General features: G+C 60.6%; 18 protein-coding genes. 6 read left to right on the top strand and 12 right to left on the bottom strand.

The genetic code is table 11. The features are described from left to right. Nucleotides 1-19 precede the first annotated feature (19 nt). From B3B59_RS06305 to B3B59_RS06290, 4 genes are read right to left on the bottom strand one after another with little or no spacing between them, the layout of a single operon-like run. Nucleotides 20-388 carry a response regulator transcription factor gene (locus B3B59_RS06305; protein ID WP_046886471.1) on the bottom strand — a complete coding sequence of 123 codons (369 nt, stop codon included), beginning with the start codon at nt 386-388 and terminating at the stop codon, nt 20-22. Nucleotides 389-414: 26 nt separating this feature from the next. After that, nucleotides 415-672 (bottom strand): DUF1427 family protein, encoded by a 258-nt coding sequence (locus B3B59_RS06300; protein ID WP_046886470.1) that lies wholly within the window; start codon nt 670-672, stop codon nt 415-417. Continuing rightward, entirely contained in the window at nt 669-878 is a 210-nt protein-coding gene (locus B3B59_RS06295; protein WP_046886469.1) for a DUF1427 family protein, read from the bottom strand. The genes B3B59_RS06300 and B3B59_RS06295 overlap by 4 nt, the downstream gene beginning before the upstream one ends. A gap of 59 nt (nt 879-937) precedes the next feature. After that, entirely contained in the window at nt 938-1,630 is a 693-nt protein-coding gene (locus tag B3B59_RS06290; protein WP_046886468.1) for a hydrolase, read from the bottom strand. Nucleotides 1,631-1,862: 232 nt separating this feature from the next. Here B3B59_RS06290 and B3B59_RS06285 point away from each other — a divergent pair, with 232 nt between their 5' ends. The 5 genes from B3B59_RS06285 to B3B59_RS06265 all read left to right on the top strand — a co-directional run bounded on the left by B3B59_RS06285 (nt 1,863) and on the right by B3B59_RS06265 (nt 7,431). Further along, nucleotides 1,863-3,734, top strand: a complete 1,872-nt coding sequence (locus tag B3B59_RS06285) for an amidohydrolase (protein WP_286808423.1) — start codon at nt 1,863-1,865, stop codon at nt 3,732-3,734. 2 nt (nt 3,735-3,736) lie between these two features. Next, the gene (locus B3B59_RS06280; RefSeq protein ID WP_286808422.1) at nt 3,737-4,150 is read left to right on the top strand and encodes a DoxX family protein; all 414 of its coding nucleotides are present in this window, start codon (nt 3,737-3,739) and stop codon (nt 4,148-4,150) included. Then, a complete protein-coding gene (locus B3B59_RS06275) occupies nt 4,147-5,757 on the top strand; it encodes an MFS transporter (RefSeq protein WP_046886466.1) in 1,611 nt (536 codons plus the stop codon). Before B3B59_RS06280 ends, B3B59_RS06275 begins: the two co-directional genes overlap by 4 nt. A gap of 29 nt (nt 5,758-5,786) precedes the next feature. Continuing rightward, on the top strand, nt 5,787-6,608 hold the full coding sequence (locus tag B3B59_RS06270) for an alpha/beta fold hydrolase (RefSeq protein WP_040077361.1): 822 nt from the start codon (nt 5,787-5,789) through the stop codon (nt 6,606-6,608). 133 nt (nt 6,609-6,741) lie between these two features. Continuing rightward, nucleotides 6,742-7,431, top strand: a complete 690-nt coding sequence (locus tag B3B59_RS06265) for a helix-turn-helix domain-containing protein (protein WP_212478291.1) — start codon at nt 6,742-6,744, stop codon at nt 7,429-7,431. On the opposite strand, the gene B3B59_RS06260 is transcribed toward B3B59_RS06265, so the two are convergent. The 7 genes from B3B59_RS06260 to B3B59_RS06230 all read right to left on the bottom strand — a co-directional run bounded on the left by B3B59_RS06260 (nt 7,414) and on the right by B3B59_RS06230 (nt 14,971). After that, nucleotides 7,414-8,010, bottom strand: coding sequence for a 2-dehydro-3-deoxyphosphogluconate aldolase (locus B3B59_RS06260; protein WP_286808421.1), 597 nt, complete (start codon nt 8,008-8,010; stop codon nt 7,414-7,416). The two genes, B3B59_RS06265 and B3B59_RS06260, sit on opposite strands and share 18 nt — an antisense overlap. Beyond that, on the bottom strand, nt 8,000-8,893 hold the full coding sequence (locus tag B3B59_RS06255; RefSeq protein ID WP_286808419.1) for a 2-dehydro-3-deoxygalactonokinase: 894 nt from the start codon (nt 8,891-8,893) through the stop codon (nt 8,000-8,002). Before B3B59_RS06255 ends, B3B59_RS06260 begins: the two co-directional genes overlap by 11 nt. Further along, on the bottom strand, nt 8,890-9,786 hold the full coding sequence (locus tag B3B59_RS06250) for a dihydrodipicolinate synthase family protein (RefSeq protein WP_286808417.1): 897 nt from the start codon (nt 9,784-9,786) through the stop codon (nt 8,890-8,892). Before B3B59_RS06250 ends, B3B59_RS06255 begins: the two co-directional genes overlap by 4 nt. Further along, on the bottom strand, nt 9,780-10,931 hold the full coding sequence (locus B3B59_RS06245; RefSeq protein ID WP_046886459.1) for a mandelate racemase/muconate lactonizing enzyme family protein: 1,152 nt from the start codon (nt 10,929-10,931) through the stop codon (nt 9,780-9,782). The genes B3B59_RS06250 and B3B59_RS06245 overlap by 7 nt, the downstream gene beginning before the upstream one ends. A 17-nt stretch (nt 10,932-10,948) precedes the next feature. Further along, a complete protein-coding gene (locus B3B59_RS06240) occupies nt 10,949-12,190 on the bottom strand; it encodes an MFS transporter (protein ID WP_040078607.1) in 1,242 nt (413 codons plus the stop codon). Nucleotides 12,191-12,457: 267 nt separating this feature from the next. Continuing rightward, complete coding sequence (locus B3B59_RS06235) at nt 12,458-13,837, bottom strand: MFS transporter (RefSeq protein WP_286808415.1); 1,380 nt, start codon at nt 13,835-13,837, stop codon at nt 12,458-12,460. Between the two features lie 45 nt (nt 13,838-13,882). Next, the gene (locus B3B59_RS06230; protein ID WP_286808413.1) at nt 13,883-14,971 is read right to left on the bottom strand and encodes a cellulase family glycosylhydrolase; all 1,089 of its coding nucleotides are present in this window, start codon (nt 14,969-14,971) and stop codon (nt 13,883-13,885) included. A 185-nt stretch (nt 14,972-15,156) separates the two neighbouring features. Between B3B59_RS06230 and B3B59_RS06225 the strand changes: the two genes are divergently transcribed. Next, nucleotides 15,157-16,164, top strand: coding sequence for a LacI family DNA-binding transcriptional regulator (locus B3B59_RS06225; protein WP_040077371.1), 1,008 nt, complete (start codon nt 15,157-15,159; stop codon nt 16,162-16,164). Here B3B59_RS06225 and B3B59_RS06220 read toward each other — a convergent pair. Continuing rightward, on the bottom strand, nt 16,161-16,586 hold the full coding sequence (locus tag B3B59_RS06220; protein ID WP_286808410.1) for a FosA family fosfomycin resistance glutathione transferase: 426 nt from the start codon (nt 16,584-16,586) through the stop codon (nt 16,161-16,163). The genes B3B59_RS06225 and B3B59_RS06220 overlap by 4 nt on opposite strands. Nucleotides 16,587-16,749 lie beyond the last annotated feature (163 nt).

Raw genomic sequence — 16,749 nt, 5'->3', positions numbered from 1 at the left:
GGGGTGCGGTACAGGGTTTTCAGGTCTGCAGGGCGTGCGCGATGTGCGCCAGCAGAACATCAATGTTTATCGGTTTGGGCAGAAACGCCACGGCCCCTGAATGCATAGCGTAGCGCTGCATGTTGTCATCTGCATGACCAGAAATAAGAATGACAGGCGGCGGGACGGAGGCGATCAGCTGTAGCTTCTCTACCATTTCGATGCCGGTCATGCCCCGCAGCCGGATATCGGCAACCACCAGGGCGATCTCCGCCAGAATGGTAGGATGGCTGAGAAACCCCTCTGCGGAGTCAAAGGTCTCGGTGGCATACCCTTCAGACTGCAGCAGGTTGCTTAACCCACTGCGGACAGAGCGTTCATCATCAATGATAGCTATGCGCTGCGGCATGCTCGCTTTCCTCAAACTGGACGTGATTATCCCTCGCTACCGTCGCCGGGACGCGGAGGAGGCGCAGTGCCGCTAATTTTGGGTACACACTCATGACGAAACCACGTCAACGTCAACTGACGACTCAGCAGACGGCGGCCGATCGGGATCAGCTGTTCACCCACCAGCATGCCAAACAGCCCCATCAGCGCGACAACAGGGGGCGCCGGGGAGTGTACATCAATAGCGGCATAAATCACGCCTGCCAACATTCCACACAGCAGGGAAACAACCCAGGCTTTCATGACGAGGCTCCTGTTGAGAGGGTAACGGGCGCTTTTTGTGCCGTCTCATCGGCATGCAGAAAATGACGGGTCGCCTGCTCACCTGCCAGCATCCCCAGCAGGCCAATCAGCGCCAGCGCGGGCGGCGCGGGAGATCGCACTTTCAGCAGCGCGTAAAGCAGGCCGATAAGCACGCCTGCCGCGAGGGAAATTAACCCAGTACTCATGATGAACTCCAGAAAGGTCAGAAGCAGGCCGGATGAGGGCCCAGCCTGCCGCTGAAAACTTAGCGAACCGGAGCCGGTACTGGCGCCAGGGTTTCGTGCTCGCTCTTCTGGCGAGATGGCGCTTTGTGCACCATGGTGTAGGCGTAGTCCACACCCATGCCGTAGGCGCCGGAGTGCTCACGCACGATATCCATCACCGCGTTGTAGGTCTCTTTACGCGCCCAGTCACGCTGCCACTCCAGCATCACCTGCTGCCAGGTTACCGGGATCACGCCGGCCTGGATCATGCGCTGCATCGCGTAGTCGTGCGCCTCTTTAGAGGTGCCGCCAGACGCGTCCGCCACCATATAAATCTCGTAGTCACCTTCCAGCATGGCGCACAGAGCGAAGGTGTTGTTGCACACTTCGGTCCACAGACCGGATACCACCACCTTCTTCTTGCCGTTAGCTTTCAGGGCATCACGCACTTTCTGGTCATCCCAGGAGTTCATGGAGGTACGCTCAAGGATCTCTTTCCCCGGGAAGACGTCCAGCAGCTCCGGGAAGGTGTTACCCGAGAAGCTTTCGGTTTCAACGGTAGTGATGATGGTCGGGATGTTGAACACTTTAGCCGACTTAGCCAGCCCTACTACGTTGTTTTTCAGAACCTGACGATCAATAGACTGCACGCCAAACGCCATCTGCGGCTGCTGGTCGATGAAGATCATCTGGCAGTTATCCGGGGTTAACACTTCGAGTTTTGAGTTAGACATAATGGTATCCAGTGAGGTTTGCAGGTGAAATCCGTCGCGATGTGACGGGAAGCTGGCTGCATCCTATTCCTCCCTCTCGTCTGGCGTAATTATCTCTTGGTATAACTACCCTTTCGTATAGCTATACGCGGGTATAGTTATACTTTGGTATACCTATCCCATTGTATAACTGGTTTTTTTCAGTAACTGGTTCCAATAATCCTGATATTTCCTCTCTCAGTCAGGAGCCGTTATGACTTCCTCTGCTAAAGCAGATTTGATTCTGGTCAATGGTCAGTTTCATACCGTCGATCGTGAAAACCCCCTTGCCGAAGCGGTCGCTATCCGCGACGGTAAATTCCTTGAAGTGGGAACCGTTGCCGAGGTGATGCAGTACCACGACGACGCCACCAAAGTGGTCGATCTGAAGGGCCACACTGCTATTCCCGGCCTGAACGATTCTCACCTGCACCTGATTCGCGGTGGCCTGAACTATAACCTCGAGCTGCGCTGGGAGGGGGTACCCTCGCTGGCGGATGCCCTGCGAATGTTAAAAGAGCAGGCCCTGCGCACGCCGTCGCCTCAGTGGGTGCGCGTGGTGGGCGGCTGGAGCGAGTTCCAGTTTGCCGAGCGCCGGATGCCGACCCTGAACGAGATCAACGAGGCTGCGCCGGACACCCCGGTCTTTATCCTGCACCTGTACGACCGCGCCCTGCTCAACCGCGCGGCGCTGAAGGTGGTGGGCTACACCAAAGATACCCCGAATCCGCCGGGGGGTGAGATCCAGCGCGACGCCAACGGCAACCCGACCGGGATGCTGATTGCCCGTCCGAACGCCATGATTTTGTACGCCACGCTGGCCAAAGGGCCAAAGCTGCCGCTGGATCAGCAGGTGAACTCCACCCGCCAGTTTATGCGCGAGCTCAACCGTCTGGGGCTGACCAGCGCCATCGACGCGGGCGGCGGTTTCCAGAACTACCCGGAAGACTACGAGGTGATCGCCGAGCTGCACGAGAAAAAGCAGATGACGATCCGTATCGCCTACAACCTCTTTACCCAGCGTCCGGGCCACGAGCTGGAAGACTTTGAGAAATGGACCGATATGCTCAAGCCGGGCCAGGGCACCGACTTCTTCCGCCATAACGGCGCGGGGGAGATGCTGGTCTTCTCGGCGGCGGATTTCGAAGATTTCCTCGAACCGCGCCCGGATCTGGCCCCCGGCATGGAAGACGAGCTGGAGCGCGTGGTACGCCACCTGGTCGAACACCGCTGGCCGTTCCGCCTGCACGCCACCTACGACGAGTCTATCAGCCGCATGCTGGACGTCTTCGAGAAGGTGAACCGTGACATCCCGTTCGATGGCCTGCACTGGTTCTTTGACCACGCCGAGACGGTGACCCAGCGCAACATCGATCGTATCAAAGCGCTGGGCGGCGGCATCGCCGTGCAGCACCGTATGGCCTTCCAGGGTGAGTATTTTGCCGAGCGTTACGGCATGGAAGCGGTGCGCCACACCCCGCCGGTGACCCGCATGCTGGAGACCGGCGTACCGGTGGGCCTGGGCACCGACGCCACCCGCGTGGCGAGCTACAACCCGTGGACCGCGCTCTACTGGCTGGTCTCTGGCCGTACCGTTGGCGGCATGCAGATGTACGATCACAGCGCCCGCCTCGATCGCGACACCGCCCTGATGCTCTGGACCCAGGGCAGCGCATGGTTCTCGAACGAGCAGAACCAAAAAGGCCAGATCAAAGCAGGCCAGCTCGCCGACCTGGCAGTGCTGAGCAAAGACTTCTTCCGCGTCCCGGAAGAGGAGATCAAGGGCATTGAGTCGGTGCTGACGGTGGTGGATGGCAATATCGTCTATGCCGCAGGTAGCTTCGGCCCACTGGCTCCGCCGGCTATCCCGGTCTTGCCAGAGTGGTCACCGGTGGTGAAGGTGCCGGGTCACTACCGCTCCGCGCCGCCGCAGGCGGCCCGTGTAGGAATGAGCGCTGTGCACCACTGCAGCGGCCCGTGCGGCGTGCACAACCACGCCCATGATTTTGCCCGCACCGCAGAGATGCCGGTGGCCGACGATAACGCATTCTGGGGGGCGCTGGGCTGCAGCTGCTTCGCGTTTTAATCATGATCAATTCAAAAACTGACACCCTGCCCCGGTTAGACCTGGGGCTGTTCTTCTTGCGCATCACCGGCAGCCTGCTGTTGCTCTATGTTCACGGCCTGCCGAAAGTGTTGCACTTCAGCGAAGAGCTGACGCGTATTGAAGATCCCTTTGGCTTTGGGCCCTATTTCAGCCTGATCCCGGCGATCGCGGCAGAAGTGATCTGCCCGATCCTGATCCTGTTCGGCGTGGCGACGCGCCTGGCCTGCCTGCCGATTATCGCCGTGCTGCTGGTGGCGATGCTGGTGGTGCATCCGGGCTGGTCGATTGCCGAGGGGCAATTCGGCTGGCTGCTGCTGATCATCTTCACCACGCTGGCGATCACCGGCCCTGGCGGCTGGCGGCTCCGCCCGCGCGTGAGCGAGAGGTTCGCATGACGCAGGTGACCGACGCGCACATTGAGCATCCGCCTGCCCCGACGATCTCCACCTGGCAGCCGCTGCACCAGCGGGTCTTCCGCATGCTGTGGATCGCCACGGTGGTATCGAACGTCGGCTCATGGATGAGCGACGTGGGGGTCAACTGGAGCATGCTGACGCTGAGCGCCGATCCGCTGGATATCGCACTGGTGCAGGCGGCGAGTAGCCTGCCGATGTTCCTCTTCGCCCTCCCCTCCGGGGTGATGGCCGATATCGTCGACCGGCGTAAATACCTGCTCTTTTCGCAGCTGTGGGTGTTTATCGCGGCGGCGGGGCTGACGGTGCTGTCGTTTACCGGTCAGGTGACGCCGACCGTGCTGCTGGTGGCGGCGTTTCTGCTGAGCGTCGGCAGCGCCATGAGTTCACCGCCGTTCCAGGCGGTAGTACCGGATCTGGTGAGCAAGGCCGAGCTGGGCCCGGCCATTGCGCTTAACTCGCTGGGGGTGAACATCAGTCGTGCCATTGGTCCGGCGCTGGGGGGCTTTTTGCTCTCGCTGGCCGGGCCGTGGATGGTGTTTCTCCTCAACGCCCTGTCGGTGCTGGGGGTGGCCTGGGTACTGTGGCGCTGGAAGCCTGCCGCCAGCGTGCAGCGTCTGCCACCGGAGCACTTTTTCTCGGCGGTGCGCGCCGGGGTGCGCTATGTCCATGCCGCTCCGGTGCTGCGTAACGTACTGATCCGCACCGTGGCATTCTTCGTCTTTGCCAGCGCGGGCTGGGCGCTGCTGCCGCTGGTGGCACGCCGGGAGCTGGGCCTCGGCCCGGCGGGGTACGGCATTATGCTGGCCTGCATCGGGCTGGGGGCGATTGCCGGGGCGGTGCTGCTGCCGCGCCTGCGCCAGCGTCTGAACGCCGATCGGCTGATGGTGGCGGCAAGCCTGGTCTTCGCCCTCACCATGCTGGCGCTGGCCTTTGTACGCCACTTCTGGCTGCTGAACCTGTTTGAGTTTTTCACCGGCTTTGCGTGGATTGCGGTGCTCTCGACCCTGAACCTGGGGGCGCAGCGCAGCGCCGCCCGCTGGGTAAAAGCCCGGGCGCTGGCGGTCTATCTGACGGTGTTCTTCGGCTCGATGACCGCAGGCAGCGCCATCTGGGGACAGATTGCTTCGCACACCAACACCGCCACGTCACTCTGCGTGGCGACAATCGGCATGCTGCTGGCGAGCGCCACGGTACTGCGCTGGAAGCTGGAGAAAGATCCGAACCTGAACCTCGATACCAGCGGCCTGATTGCCGACGACGCGCGGGAGCGCATTCCCAACGAACGCGGCCCGGTGCTGGTCTCCTGTGAATACCAGATCGATCCTGAAGCGGTAAGCGATTTCCTGCAGGCGGTCCACGAGCTGCGCCGGGTGCGCCGCCGCGCGGGCGCCATGAGCTGGGCCGTGTATGAGGATATCGATCGACCGGGCCTCTATATCGAGACCTGGCTGCTGGGCTCCTGGGTTGAACACCTGCGCCTGCAGGAGCGCCACACCATGAACGACCACCTGCTGCAAAGCCGCGTACTGGCTTTCCATCAGGGCGATACCCCTCCGGCGACCCGCTACCTGGTGGCGCCGGTATAAAAAACACAACCACACGTGAGGATAAGACTATGGCGACGATTAAAGCGAAAGATGGCACGCAGATTTACTACAAGGACTGGGGCGCGGGTAAACCGATTCTGTTCAGCCACGGCTGGCCGCTGGATGCGGATATGTGGGACAGCCAGCTCAACTATCTGGCCGAGCGTGGCTATCGCGCCATCGCCTTCGACCGCCGCGGCTTTGGCCGTTCGGATCAGCCGTGGACAGGTTACGATTACGATACCTTTGCTTCGGATATCAACGACCTGATCACCGCGCTGGATCTGCGCGACGTGACGCTGGTGGGCTTCTCAATGGGCGGCGGCGACGTCAGCCGTTATATCGGCACTTACGGCACCGACCGCGTGGCCGGACTGGCGCTGCTGGGTGCCGTCACGCCGATCTTCGGTAAATCGGACTCTTACCCGCAGGGTGTGGATCAGTCAGTATTCGACGGTATTCGCGACGGACTGCGTAAAGATCGCGCCCAGTTTATCAGCGACTTCGCCACCCCGTTCTACGGCACTAACGCCGGGCAGACCGTCTCTCAGGGCGCCCTGACCCAGACGCTGAACATTGCGCTGCTGGCCTCCCTGAAAGGCACCATCGATTGCGTGACCGCTTTCGGCGAGACTGACTTCCGCGCCGATATGGCGAAGGTCGACGTGCCGACGCTGGTGATCCACGGCAGCAACGACCAGATCGTGCCGTTCGACACCACCGGTAAAGTGGCAGCAGAGCTGATTAGCAATGCCCAGCTGAAAGTGTACGACAACGCCCCGCACGGCTTTGCCCTGACCCATCAGGACCAGTTGAACGAAGATCTGCTGGCGTTTGTGCAGTCGCTGTAAGTGCTGACCGGGGGCTCAGGCTCCCCGGTTTCTTTTTTTTCCTGCCGCCCTCACACTTATCGCACCCGACGCCAGGTTTCCCGCCCCGCCCCCCTTACACTTAACGCTTTGAAAAGTTTCCCCGGAAGGTGACATGAACAGCACCGTCTTTGACGCATTCCGTTGTCTGAATCTGCTGGCGACGGGTAACCGTGCGTTTGGCATTCGCGAAATTGGCCGCGCGCTGGATCTGGATCCGGCAAAGATCTCCCGCCTGATGCAGACCCTGCTGGCGCTGGAGATGGTGCAGCAGGATGCCCGACGCAAGTACAGCCTGGGGATGGGCATCCACCGGCTTTCGGCGAATGCGATCCATAATTCTGCGTTTTACACCGCCGTGCTGGAGATGCTGGAGGAGACCGGCAGCCATTCGGTGTCGATTGTGGTGGGCGTGTTAAGCGGTAAAAACGTGGTCTATCTCATCCATACCCGCGGGGGAAAAAGCATTGCCCGCGCTATCGGAAACTATGAATCCTATCCGGTGCATGACTCGGTCATTGGCATCAAGCTGCTGTCGGCGATGAGTGATGAAGAGATTGTGGCGCGTCTTGGGGTGCATGACTATCAGCTGCTGAAACGCGACATCGAAGAGGCCCGGCGGCATCAGGTATTCGGTAAAACCTTCAATGAAACGGATTACCGGATGGCCTGCATTATTCCGGGTATGCAGGCCGCCATCGCCCTGTCCAACATTCAGGGCGATAAGCTGGATATCGACAAACTACGCCATTTTCTGATCTCCGCCGCGCGTAAAATCAGCGGCGCCTCACGGCCTGCTCTCTAGCCATCGCGCACAGCGCGCGGCCGTGGTGGTAACCGGCTGCCCCGGCCGGTAGAGCGCGCTGCCGATCCCCACGCTGTCGTAATAACGCAGGTAGGCGGCGGCATTGTCCATGTCCACGCCCCCTACCGCAGAAAAGCGCACCGGCAACGATAGCGGCCCCTTGATCATCTGCGGATAGTTTTCCGGCACGGCGCTGGCCGGGAAGATCTTCAGCACGTCGGCTCCCGCCTCGCAGGCGGTGAAGATCTCGCTGGGGGTCATCACCCCGGCGCATACAGCAAGTCCCTGGCGTTTGGCCGCACCAATCACCCGCAGATCGAGGTTCGGGGTGAGGATAAATTTCGCCCCGGCGGCGGCGCAGGTATTCACCTGCTCAGGGGTTAACACCGTGCCCGCCCCCACCGTGACCTCGTCGCCAAAGGCCTCGTCCAGCCGTTGCAGGCTGGTGACCCACTCCGGCGAATTGGTGGTGATTTCAATGGTGGAGATGCCGTGATCGCGCAGGCAGGCCACCTGCTCCACGCACTCCGCAGGGGTTATGCCGCGCAAAATGGCAATAATGCGCGCCTCAGCCATCATGACGGAATACCTCGTTCAGCCCGGCGATCAGCGTGGTTTCGGCCGCCAGCGTGGTACAGGGGAGCCCGGTCTGCTCACACGCCTGTTGGTAAAGGGACAGCAAAGCGGAACTCCCGATAAAGCAGACAGGCTCGGTGACCGGATGACCGCACAGGATCTCATGACCAATCAGCAGGCCGGAGAGCCAGCTGGCGGCGAAGGCCGGATCAAGCTCGCCCAGAATGTAACGCCCCCGGCAGCGGAATAGCTCGCTGGCCAGCTCCGCCTGCCCGGCCTCAATCGTCTGCGCCACGGCCACCCCCTCGCTGAAGGCGGTGGCGGAGGTTATCTGCGTCGGCAGCCCTTTGCCCACCACCGACTGGTTCAGGACCAGGTGATAGAGCTCGCCGGTCATCAGGGTACGCAGGCCCGTCACCTGCTGCTGCTGGCGGTTGAGGGTCATCCATTTGCTGTGGGTGCCCACGGCGGCAAAAGTGCTGGCATCCGTCAGGACAATGCCCCCGGCCAACTGCATCTCTTCGCCACGGCAGATTTCGTTCACCCGGGGATCGCTAATGCCGGGCCTCAGGGTGAGCGGATTGCTCAGGATGCCGGGTAACTCGCGCCCCTTGCCCAGCAGATCGCCAAAGCTGAGCGGCAACGTCATGTAGCCCGCATCGGCAATACCGATGTTACTGCCGATCATGCCGCACAGCAGCACCGGCAGATGCGGATCCCAGGCCTCCTCCAGCCGCTGTAATTGCTGGCGCAAAATCGCGGGCAGCGCGGCGCGCTCGCAGGTCGCCACGCCGCAGCTCGCCTGCACCGTGCGGATCACCTTGCCATCACGCACGCTGATGGCCCGAAAGTTGCTGGTACCCCAGTCGACGGCGATGTAGTTCATACCCGCGCTCCAAAGACGGCCAGCGGCAGCGCGTCGGTGAGATCCTGGAGCTCATCCCGGGTGACCGCATCCAGCCCTTTGGCCGGTTCACGTACCACGTCTGTGGCGAAGATCCCTGCCCGGTAGAGCACGGTTTTATGAATAGCCACGCCAATCCCCGGCTGCACGCCATAGCGCAGGAAAGGCAGATAGCGGTAGAAGAGCGACTGCGCTTCCCGTGGGTTGTGCTGCCAGGCCTGCAAAATCATATTGATGACCTCCGGGAATTCACAGGCGGGCATGGTGCCGATCACCCCGCGCCGCAGCTCTTCATAGAGAAAACCGGCGTTCAGGCCGCCGAACAGCCCGACGCTATCCCCCAGCGCCTGCTTCAGGGCGGTGATTTTCAGCGTGGTGGGCGGTTGCTCCACCTTGATGTACTTGATGGCGGCAAACGACTGGCAGAGCGTCACCAGCGTTGGCACCGGGATGTTCACCCCGGTCATCAGCGGCGCGTCCTGGATCATGATGTCGATGTCGCAGGCCTCACAAATATCCCGGTAGAAATGGACAATCTCCTCGGGACCGGGCTTGACGACGGCAGGCGGGTTAACCATTGCCACCTGCGCCCCCCAGCGCTGCACCCGCGTAATCTCTTCGATAGCGACCGCCGAAGCGGCGCCCCCGGCGGCGGCCACCAGCGGCAGATCGCCGGTGAGATTTTTCACGCAGGCGAACAGCGCCTCTTTTTCGTCCTGTGTCAGGGCGTAGCCCTCGGAGGCGTTGCCAAACAGCGCCAGCCCATCGATGCCCTGTTGCAGCAGGAATTTCACCAGCCGCTCCATCGAGGTGAAATCCACGTTGCCCTGCGCATCAAACGCGGTGGCCAGAATTGGTACGTTGCCTTTTAACATGTCGCCTCCCTGACGGCGGTTTCATTGATGTCGATACCCAGCCCCGGCCCCTGCGGTAGCTGATACGCCCCCTGCTGGCAGCGCAGCGGCGTGGTAAGCAGTTGGTTGGCAATCTCAAAGACGGGAGGTTGATACTCCAGCATGTAGAGATTGGGGATAGCGGCCGCGACGTGCAGCGAGGCGGCGATGCACGGCGCCAGGCCCACGCTGAGATGCGGGGCGACCTTCAGGTTCCAGGTCTCTGCCAGCGAGGCGATGTGCATCAGTTCGCTAATACCGGTGCGACCCACGTCCGGCTGGAGGATGTCGGCGGCGCGCTGCTCGATAAAGGGTTTGAACTGGTAGCGGGTACGCTCGGTTTCGCCCAGCGCAATCGCCACCGGGCTTTTGGCCCGCAGCTCCCGGTGTCCGGCTACGTCTTCCGGTAACAAGGGCGCCTCGAGAAAACCGACGCCCAATTCCCGCAGCGCCCCGGCCAGCTCGGCGGCCTCGGCCACGCTGTAGTTCCAGTGGGCATCGAGGAAGATCTGCGCCTCTGCACCCAGGGTTTCGCGGATCGCCCGCACATTGGCGATGTCTTCCCGCACGCCGTAGCCCAGCGCCAGCTTCACCGCGTTAAAGCCCTTCTCCTGCCAGCGTTTCGCCAGCGCGCAGCGCGCGGGCAGATCCGGCTCCGGCAGCCCCGACACGTAGCAGGGAATGGTGTCGCGGTACGCGCCGCCCAGCAGTTGCCAGACCGGCAGGCCGAGCAGCTTGCCTTTCAGATCCCAGAGCGCGATATCCACGGCGGCCAGGGCATCAATGTGGTAGCCGGTGATATGACCGCGATCGCGCATGGCATCGTACATGCGGGAGTTTAGGACCCCGCTTGCGAAGGGGGATTGCCCCTGCAGCAGCGGGGCAAAGAGCTGGGTGATCAGCTCGGCGATCACCTGCGGTACCACCGGCGCCAGCGCCTCGCCCCAGCCGACGCAGCCCTCTTCGGTGGTGATTTTGACCAGACAGGTCTCCATTTTGCGCGAGTAGACGCAGCGGTACTCCGGGCGATAGTAGTAATCGCTGGCGTGCCCCTCGGCGCTGCCCCCCAGATAGGCCTGCGCGGGGGTGATCTTCAGTGGAAAACATTCAACATTTTGGATCTTCATGACAACTCCGGGTGAGGTTAATCCAGCACTTTGCCGGCGGTCTCTTTCGCCAGCCACACGGCAATAAAGGAGATCAGCGCGGCGAACATCACATACCACGCGGGTGAGAGTGGATCGCCGGTTAACGAGATCAGGCTGGCAGAGGCCAGCGGCGTGACCCCGCCAAACACCGCCACGGTGAGGTTGTAGGCGATGGCGATGCTGCCGTAGCGAATGGCGGTGGGGAAGAGTTCGACCATTGCCGCGCCGCAGCCGCCGTTAAACATGGCGACAAAGACGCCCAGCATGCTCATGGCGGCAATGGAGGTGCCCACCGAGCCCTGGCTCATCACCAGCATCGCCGGCCAGGTGAGCAAAATAAAGCCGCCGCAGCCCAGTAACATCATCGGCCGCCGCCCCCAGAGATCCGACAGATAGCCAGTAATCGGCATACAGACCGCCACGCTAAGCAACCCCAGCGTGGTGATGAGGTAGGCGTCGGTTTTGCTGTAGTGCAAATGGGTGGAGAGATAGCCCGGCATGAAGGATTGCAGCACCCAGCTGCTGACCGCTTTCACCACCACGAAGCCGGTGCAGAAGAGCAAAGCGCGCGAGGAGGTCGAGAGCGATTTACGCAGGGGCGCTTTTTCCAGCTTGCCGGTGGCCTTGAGCTTATGAAACTCCGCCGAGTCGGCCATATTGCGGCGCATATAGAGCCCGCCTAACCCCAGCGGGGCGGCCAGCAGAAACGGAATGCGCCAGCCCCACTCGTTCATGGCCGTTTCGCCCAGGGTGTGGGTGAGGATCAGCACCAGCCCCGAGCCGCAGACAAAGGCCATAAAGCTGAAGTTTTCGCTCCAGCAGGTAAGCGTGGCGCGACGGTTGGGTTTGGCGCTCTCTGCCAGGTAGGTGATAACGCCGGAGCTTTCGCCCCCGGCGGCAAAGCCCTGCACCAGGCGGGTGAGCACCAGCAGCACCGGGGCGAGCATACCGACCTGATGCCAGGTGGGCAAAATCCCCATCACAAAGGTCGAGCATGAGGTAATGACGATCACCGTCACCAGCACCTTGCGCCGCCCGAGCCGGTCGCCCATCGAGCCAAAGAAGAGCCCGCCGAGCGGACGCATCAGAAAGCCGGAGCCAAAAACGGCGAAGGATTTCAGCAGAGCGATAACCGGATCGCCGCTGGCGAAGAAGTTGCTGGCGATAATCGCCGCCAGGGTGCCGTAAAGGCCGAAGTCGAACCACTCAATAAAATGCCCAATGCCCGCCGAGAGCATCATTTTGGTTCTGCTCTGGGCGGGTGCGTGCGGCCCGGCAGACGCGTAACCACCCGCGTATTCAGAATCGGTGTTAGCCATGTAACCTCCCGGTGTCAGGCAAGGTGTGTGTTGTGTTTGTTATGAATGGGCTGAGTGTAGAGAAAGCAGAGAGGCTGGCGAGCGGCGGGTGCGGGAGCGTGAAGAGCATCAAAGAAGGGGCGGAAAAAATGTTTCATATAGTGAAACAGGGAAAAAAGACGCCCGCAGGGCAGGCGTCGGGTGAGATCAGTTGGCCGGCGCTGGCGTCGCCAGTGGCCCCTTGTCGCTTAGGTTGCGGCGCTCCGCCAGCAGGCGGCAGATCTCCGCGTGCTTCTCTTCCGTAAAGGTGAAGCGCGACATGACCGCCAGGCGGATCAGCGAGCCGATGGCGGGCAGCAGACAGATGCCGAAGAACAGCCCGGTGAGCACGCTGTCGTTCTGGGCCTGCGCCTGCGGCACATAGCCGATGATGGTCAGGAACACGCCAATCAGCCCGCCCCCCACCGCTACCGACATCTTGCCGGTGAAGGTCTGCCCGGAAAAGGTGATGGCCGCGCAGCGCTTGTTGGTATGGTACTCGGCGTACTCGATGGTATCGGCAATCATCGACGAGGTGAGGATATTGCTCATCATCACAAACAGCGTGCTCAGGCCCAGCAGGATAAAGAGCAGCGCCGTGTGATGATAACCCGCAAACCACATCACTATGCGCACCGCGATATCCAGCCCGCAGAGGATCATAAACAGCTTCCGTTTCTGCATTTTGCGGGTCAGCATCGGGGCGACCAGGCACACCACCGCCGCCACGATCCCCATCACGCCTATCGCCATCTGCAGGCCGCCGTCGCCCATGTTGTAGATGAAGAAGTAGATGTAGATACCGTTGGCGACGTTATGAAACACGCAGAAGAAGAATGACAGCAGGATAATAAACAGCGGCTTATTCTGGCGCAGGTTATGGAAGGTGTCGCGCATCGTCACCTTTTCCGGGCTGGGCGGCACGCGCTCTTTAATCTGCATAAAGCCGTTCAGCATCAGCGGCAGCCCCACCAGCATCATCACCAGCGCCGCCATAAAGTAGCCTTTGTCATTGCTGTACTGGGCGAAGAAGGCCGTCAGCTTCGGGAAGAAGATATTGGCGCAGGCGATACCGGCGTTAACGCCCAGCATCGCCGCCGTGACCGCGCGGGTACGCTGACCGGAGTCGTTGGTCATCACCGACGACATCGACCAGAAGGGGATATCGGAGATGGCGTACAACGTTCCCCACAGGATGTAGGTCACCCCGGCGTAGAGGATTTTGGTGGTCATGTCCGCTTCGATTTTATAGAACGACAGCAGCGTGACGCCGGTGATCAACAGCGGGGCAAGGAGTAAAAAGTGACGAAACTTACCGAACCGGGTGTTAATGGTGTCCATGATGCTGGCAAACAGCGGATCGTGAACCGCATCCCACGCGCGGGCAATTAAGAAGATGGTACTGGCCGCCAGGGCCGAGATCCCCAGCACGTCGGTATAAAAGTAGTTAATAAATGAACCCACTAAACCAAAACTAAAACACTGACCTAAACCATAGCCAAAATAAGACCACAACTCGCGAGACGGTATTTTCATTGTCGTTGCCATAGTGCGTACCTTGCTGCCCGGCGCCGCAGCGCCGGGTCGTTATTTTTATGCCCGCGGCTGCGGGGCAATGTGACGGAGTTTTTGGATCAGGGCGATTTCCGTGCGGGAGAAGGGAATGCCGTTCTCTTCGAACACATCGTGGAACCACAGGCGGCAGTAGTCAGTGGAGCTGGTCATCACCACCGGCCACGGCAGCCAGGTCTGGGTCTTGCCGCGCACCAGCCCCCACTGATACGGGGCGACCTTCGCCATGTACATGAGCGGTAGCTGCTCTTCGATGGTGCCGCCCACGTGCCGGGCCAGCCATTCGGTGCAGAAGATCGGGCGACCCAGCGTCTGCAGCTGCTGGATAATGGCCGTCATGCGGGCGGTGTTCGTGTAGGCGTGATAGCTCACCACGTCTGACAGGGCCAGCGCGGTTTGATCCAGTGGGTGTTGATAGAAGGTCTCCCCCGCCTCTTCCGCCGGCAGACGCCAGGCACAGACGGTCAGCGGCTGGACGGGATCCTCTTCCCGCACCCACTGGAACGCCAGCTTCATCAACTCATGGGCGCAGGTTTCCAGTTTTTCGTCGTATAACACCTCTTCGGTGCCGGTGGCGAAGATGCCCCGGTTACCCGGCTCGTTGTAGAGATCCCACAGCAGCACGCGCTTATCGTCGCGGAACTGGCGAACAACATCACGGATATAGCGCTCAATCTGCGGCCAACAGTCGCGATCGCAGACTTTATCCCGGCCGGGGCTCGCCGCCGCCTGGCTGTTGTGCTTACCGGGCACCGGTGCTTTTTGCGGCCCCAGATAGGGTTCATCCCCCGAGAAGCCGCAGTCGTCCATTAGCGTGAGCATTGTACTAAAGCCACGACGATCCGCGATCGTCAGAAAACGGTCGATACGCGCCATCAGCCCGTCGCGATCGTGCTCCCAGACGATAAACGGCAGATTGATACGCAGCGTGTTATAGCCTGCCTCTCCTGCCCAGCCCAGCTCCCGGTCGATGGTCTCCGGGTCGAAGGTCTCTTCCTGCCAGATATCGGTCCAGTTCACCGCCGTAGAAGGGAGATAGTTAAACCCACACAGCCATCCCTGCTGCTGATACCACGCCTGCGCCTGTTCCTTGCTCCATTGCTGTTTCATCGCTGTTCCTCTTGCTGATAATATTTAGCTAATAAATATTAGTAGCAGCAAAAATGAGCAAATCGCGATGCGCAAAAAAGCGACGGCAATCACAAAGATCGTTGCGGCATCAGGAAGAAACGTGATCGACAGCGCTAAGGTGGGCAGGTAGGGTATGATGCGGTGTCGGGAGAGGGAGAGAACGGATGAAGCGGAAAAATAAAGTCACGATGAACGATATTGCGCGGGCGGCCGGGGTGTCGCAGGCGACGGTATCGCTGGTGCTTAACCAGTCTCGCAACATTAAGCTTAGCGACGAGACCCGCCAGCGGGTGATTGGCGTGGCGACCGAACTGGGTTACGACCGCCTGCCCGCCATCCATGCTCCGCGCAACCAGGAAGAGATTGCCCTGCTGGTTAGCTCCCTGCAGAGTTACGATCCCTTTATCGATGCCATCAGCCAGGCGCGGGAAGCGGCGTGGCGCAACGAAGCGCTGCTCACCGTGTATGACTACGGTGACGACGTGGAGCTGGCGCTGAACATTATCCGCCAGCTGGAGAAGCGCAACTGCGTGGGGGTGATCCTCGCCTCCCCGGTGACGACGCTGGTGGATATGGCGGCGTTTGAGGCGTGCTCGCGCATTCCGCTGGTGTTGCTGAACCAGCGCGACCCTGGCTCGCCGCTGCTGCCCTCGTTTATTCCGGATGACTATGCCAACGCTTTTCAGATCACCAAACACCTGATCGCCTGCGGCGCAACGCGCATTGCCCACATTACCGGTGAGAGCTGGATGGAGGCGTCGCGCCAGCGTCTGGCGGGGTATCAGGCAGCCTTACAGCAGGCCGGGTTAGCCTGTGATGAGCGCCTGGTGCGCCAGACCAACTGGCAGTTTAGCGAGTCGTTTACCGCTACCGCGTCGTTACTTGCGCAGGAAGAACGTCCGGACGCCATCTTCTGCGCCAGCGACTGGCTGGCGATTGGCTGTTATCAGGCCCTGGCTGGCGCCGGGGTGAAGATCCCGGACGATATCCTGCTGGCAGGCTACGACGATCAGAAGATTTCCGAGCAGATGTCCCCGCCCCTCACCAGCATCCAGCTGCCCTACAGCGAGCTGGGGCGACTGGCGGTGGAGTATTTGTGTAATCAGGAAGATGCCGCCACCCACGTGACGCTGGCAGGCAGGCTGAAGGTGCGTGCCTCCAGCTCGCGTTAGTTGTCGTCTGCGGTAAAGAACATGCCCGCATAGGGCTTCTCCCGACACGCCGCCAGCCGCGCGGCGAGATCGCCGACGTGCAGTTCCAGCTTGTGCCCGTCCGGGTCAAGAAAATAGAACGACGCCCCTTCGCTTTTGTTGTCTTTCCAGACGGTGACGTTGGCGGCGGTGAGCGTTTGTACCAGCGTGTCGAAGTGCTCTGGCGCTACGGAGAAGGCATAGTGGGTATAGTCGCTGTTCTGTGGCGGAACATACTGGCGCGCATCGTCGTAAGAGAGGCAGAGCCAGAGATCGCCGCAGGTGAGATACGCCCCGGTCTCCCATTCGGCATGCAGGCGCAGGCCGAGAAGATCGCGCCAGAAGGCGATGCTGGTGGGGAGATGGCTGACAGCGAGGGTGAGATGGTTTAGGGCGTGGAGCATGATTTTATTGGCCTGTGAGCGGTGAGAGAATATAAGAAATATATAACACATGGCACAGTGATTTATTAATTAAATATATAACCTCGTCAAAAAATAATTATTCTGAAAACTTTCTTAATGACGCTTATTACGTTTTATATTCAGGTGGATTTTATTTTTGTTA

Origin of the sequence: Leclercia sp. UBA2479, from assembly GCF_002341985.1 — a bacterium.
GTDB classification, from domain to species: Bacteria; Pseudomonadota; Gammaproteobacteria; order Enterobacterales; family Enterobacteriaceae; genus Enterobacter; species Enterobacter pneumoniae.
This window is presented reverse-complemented; position numbering and strand designations above follow the sequence as displayed.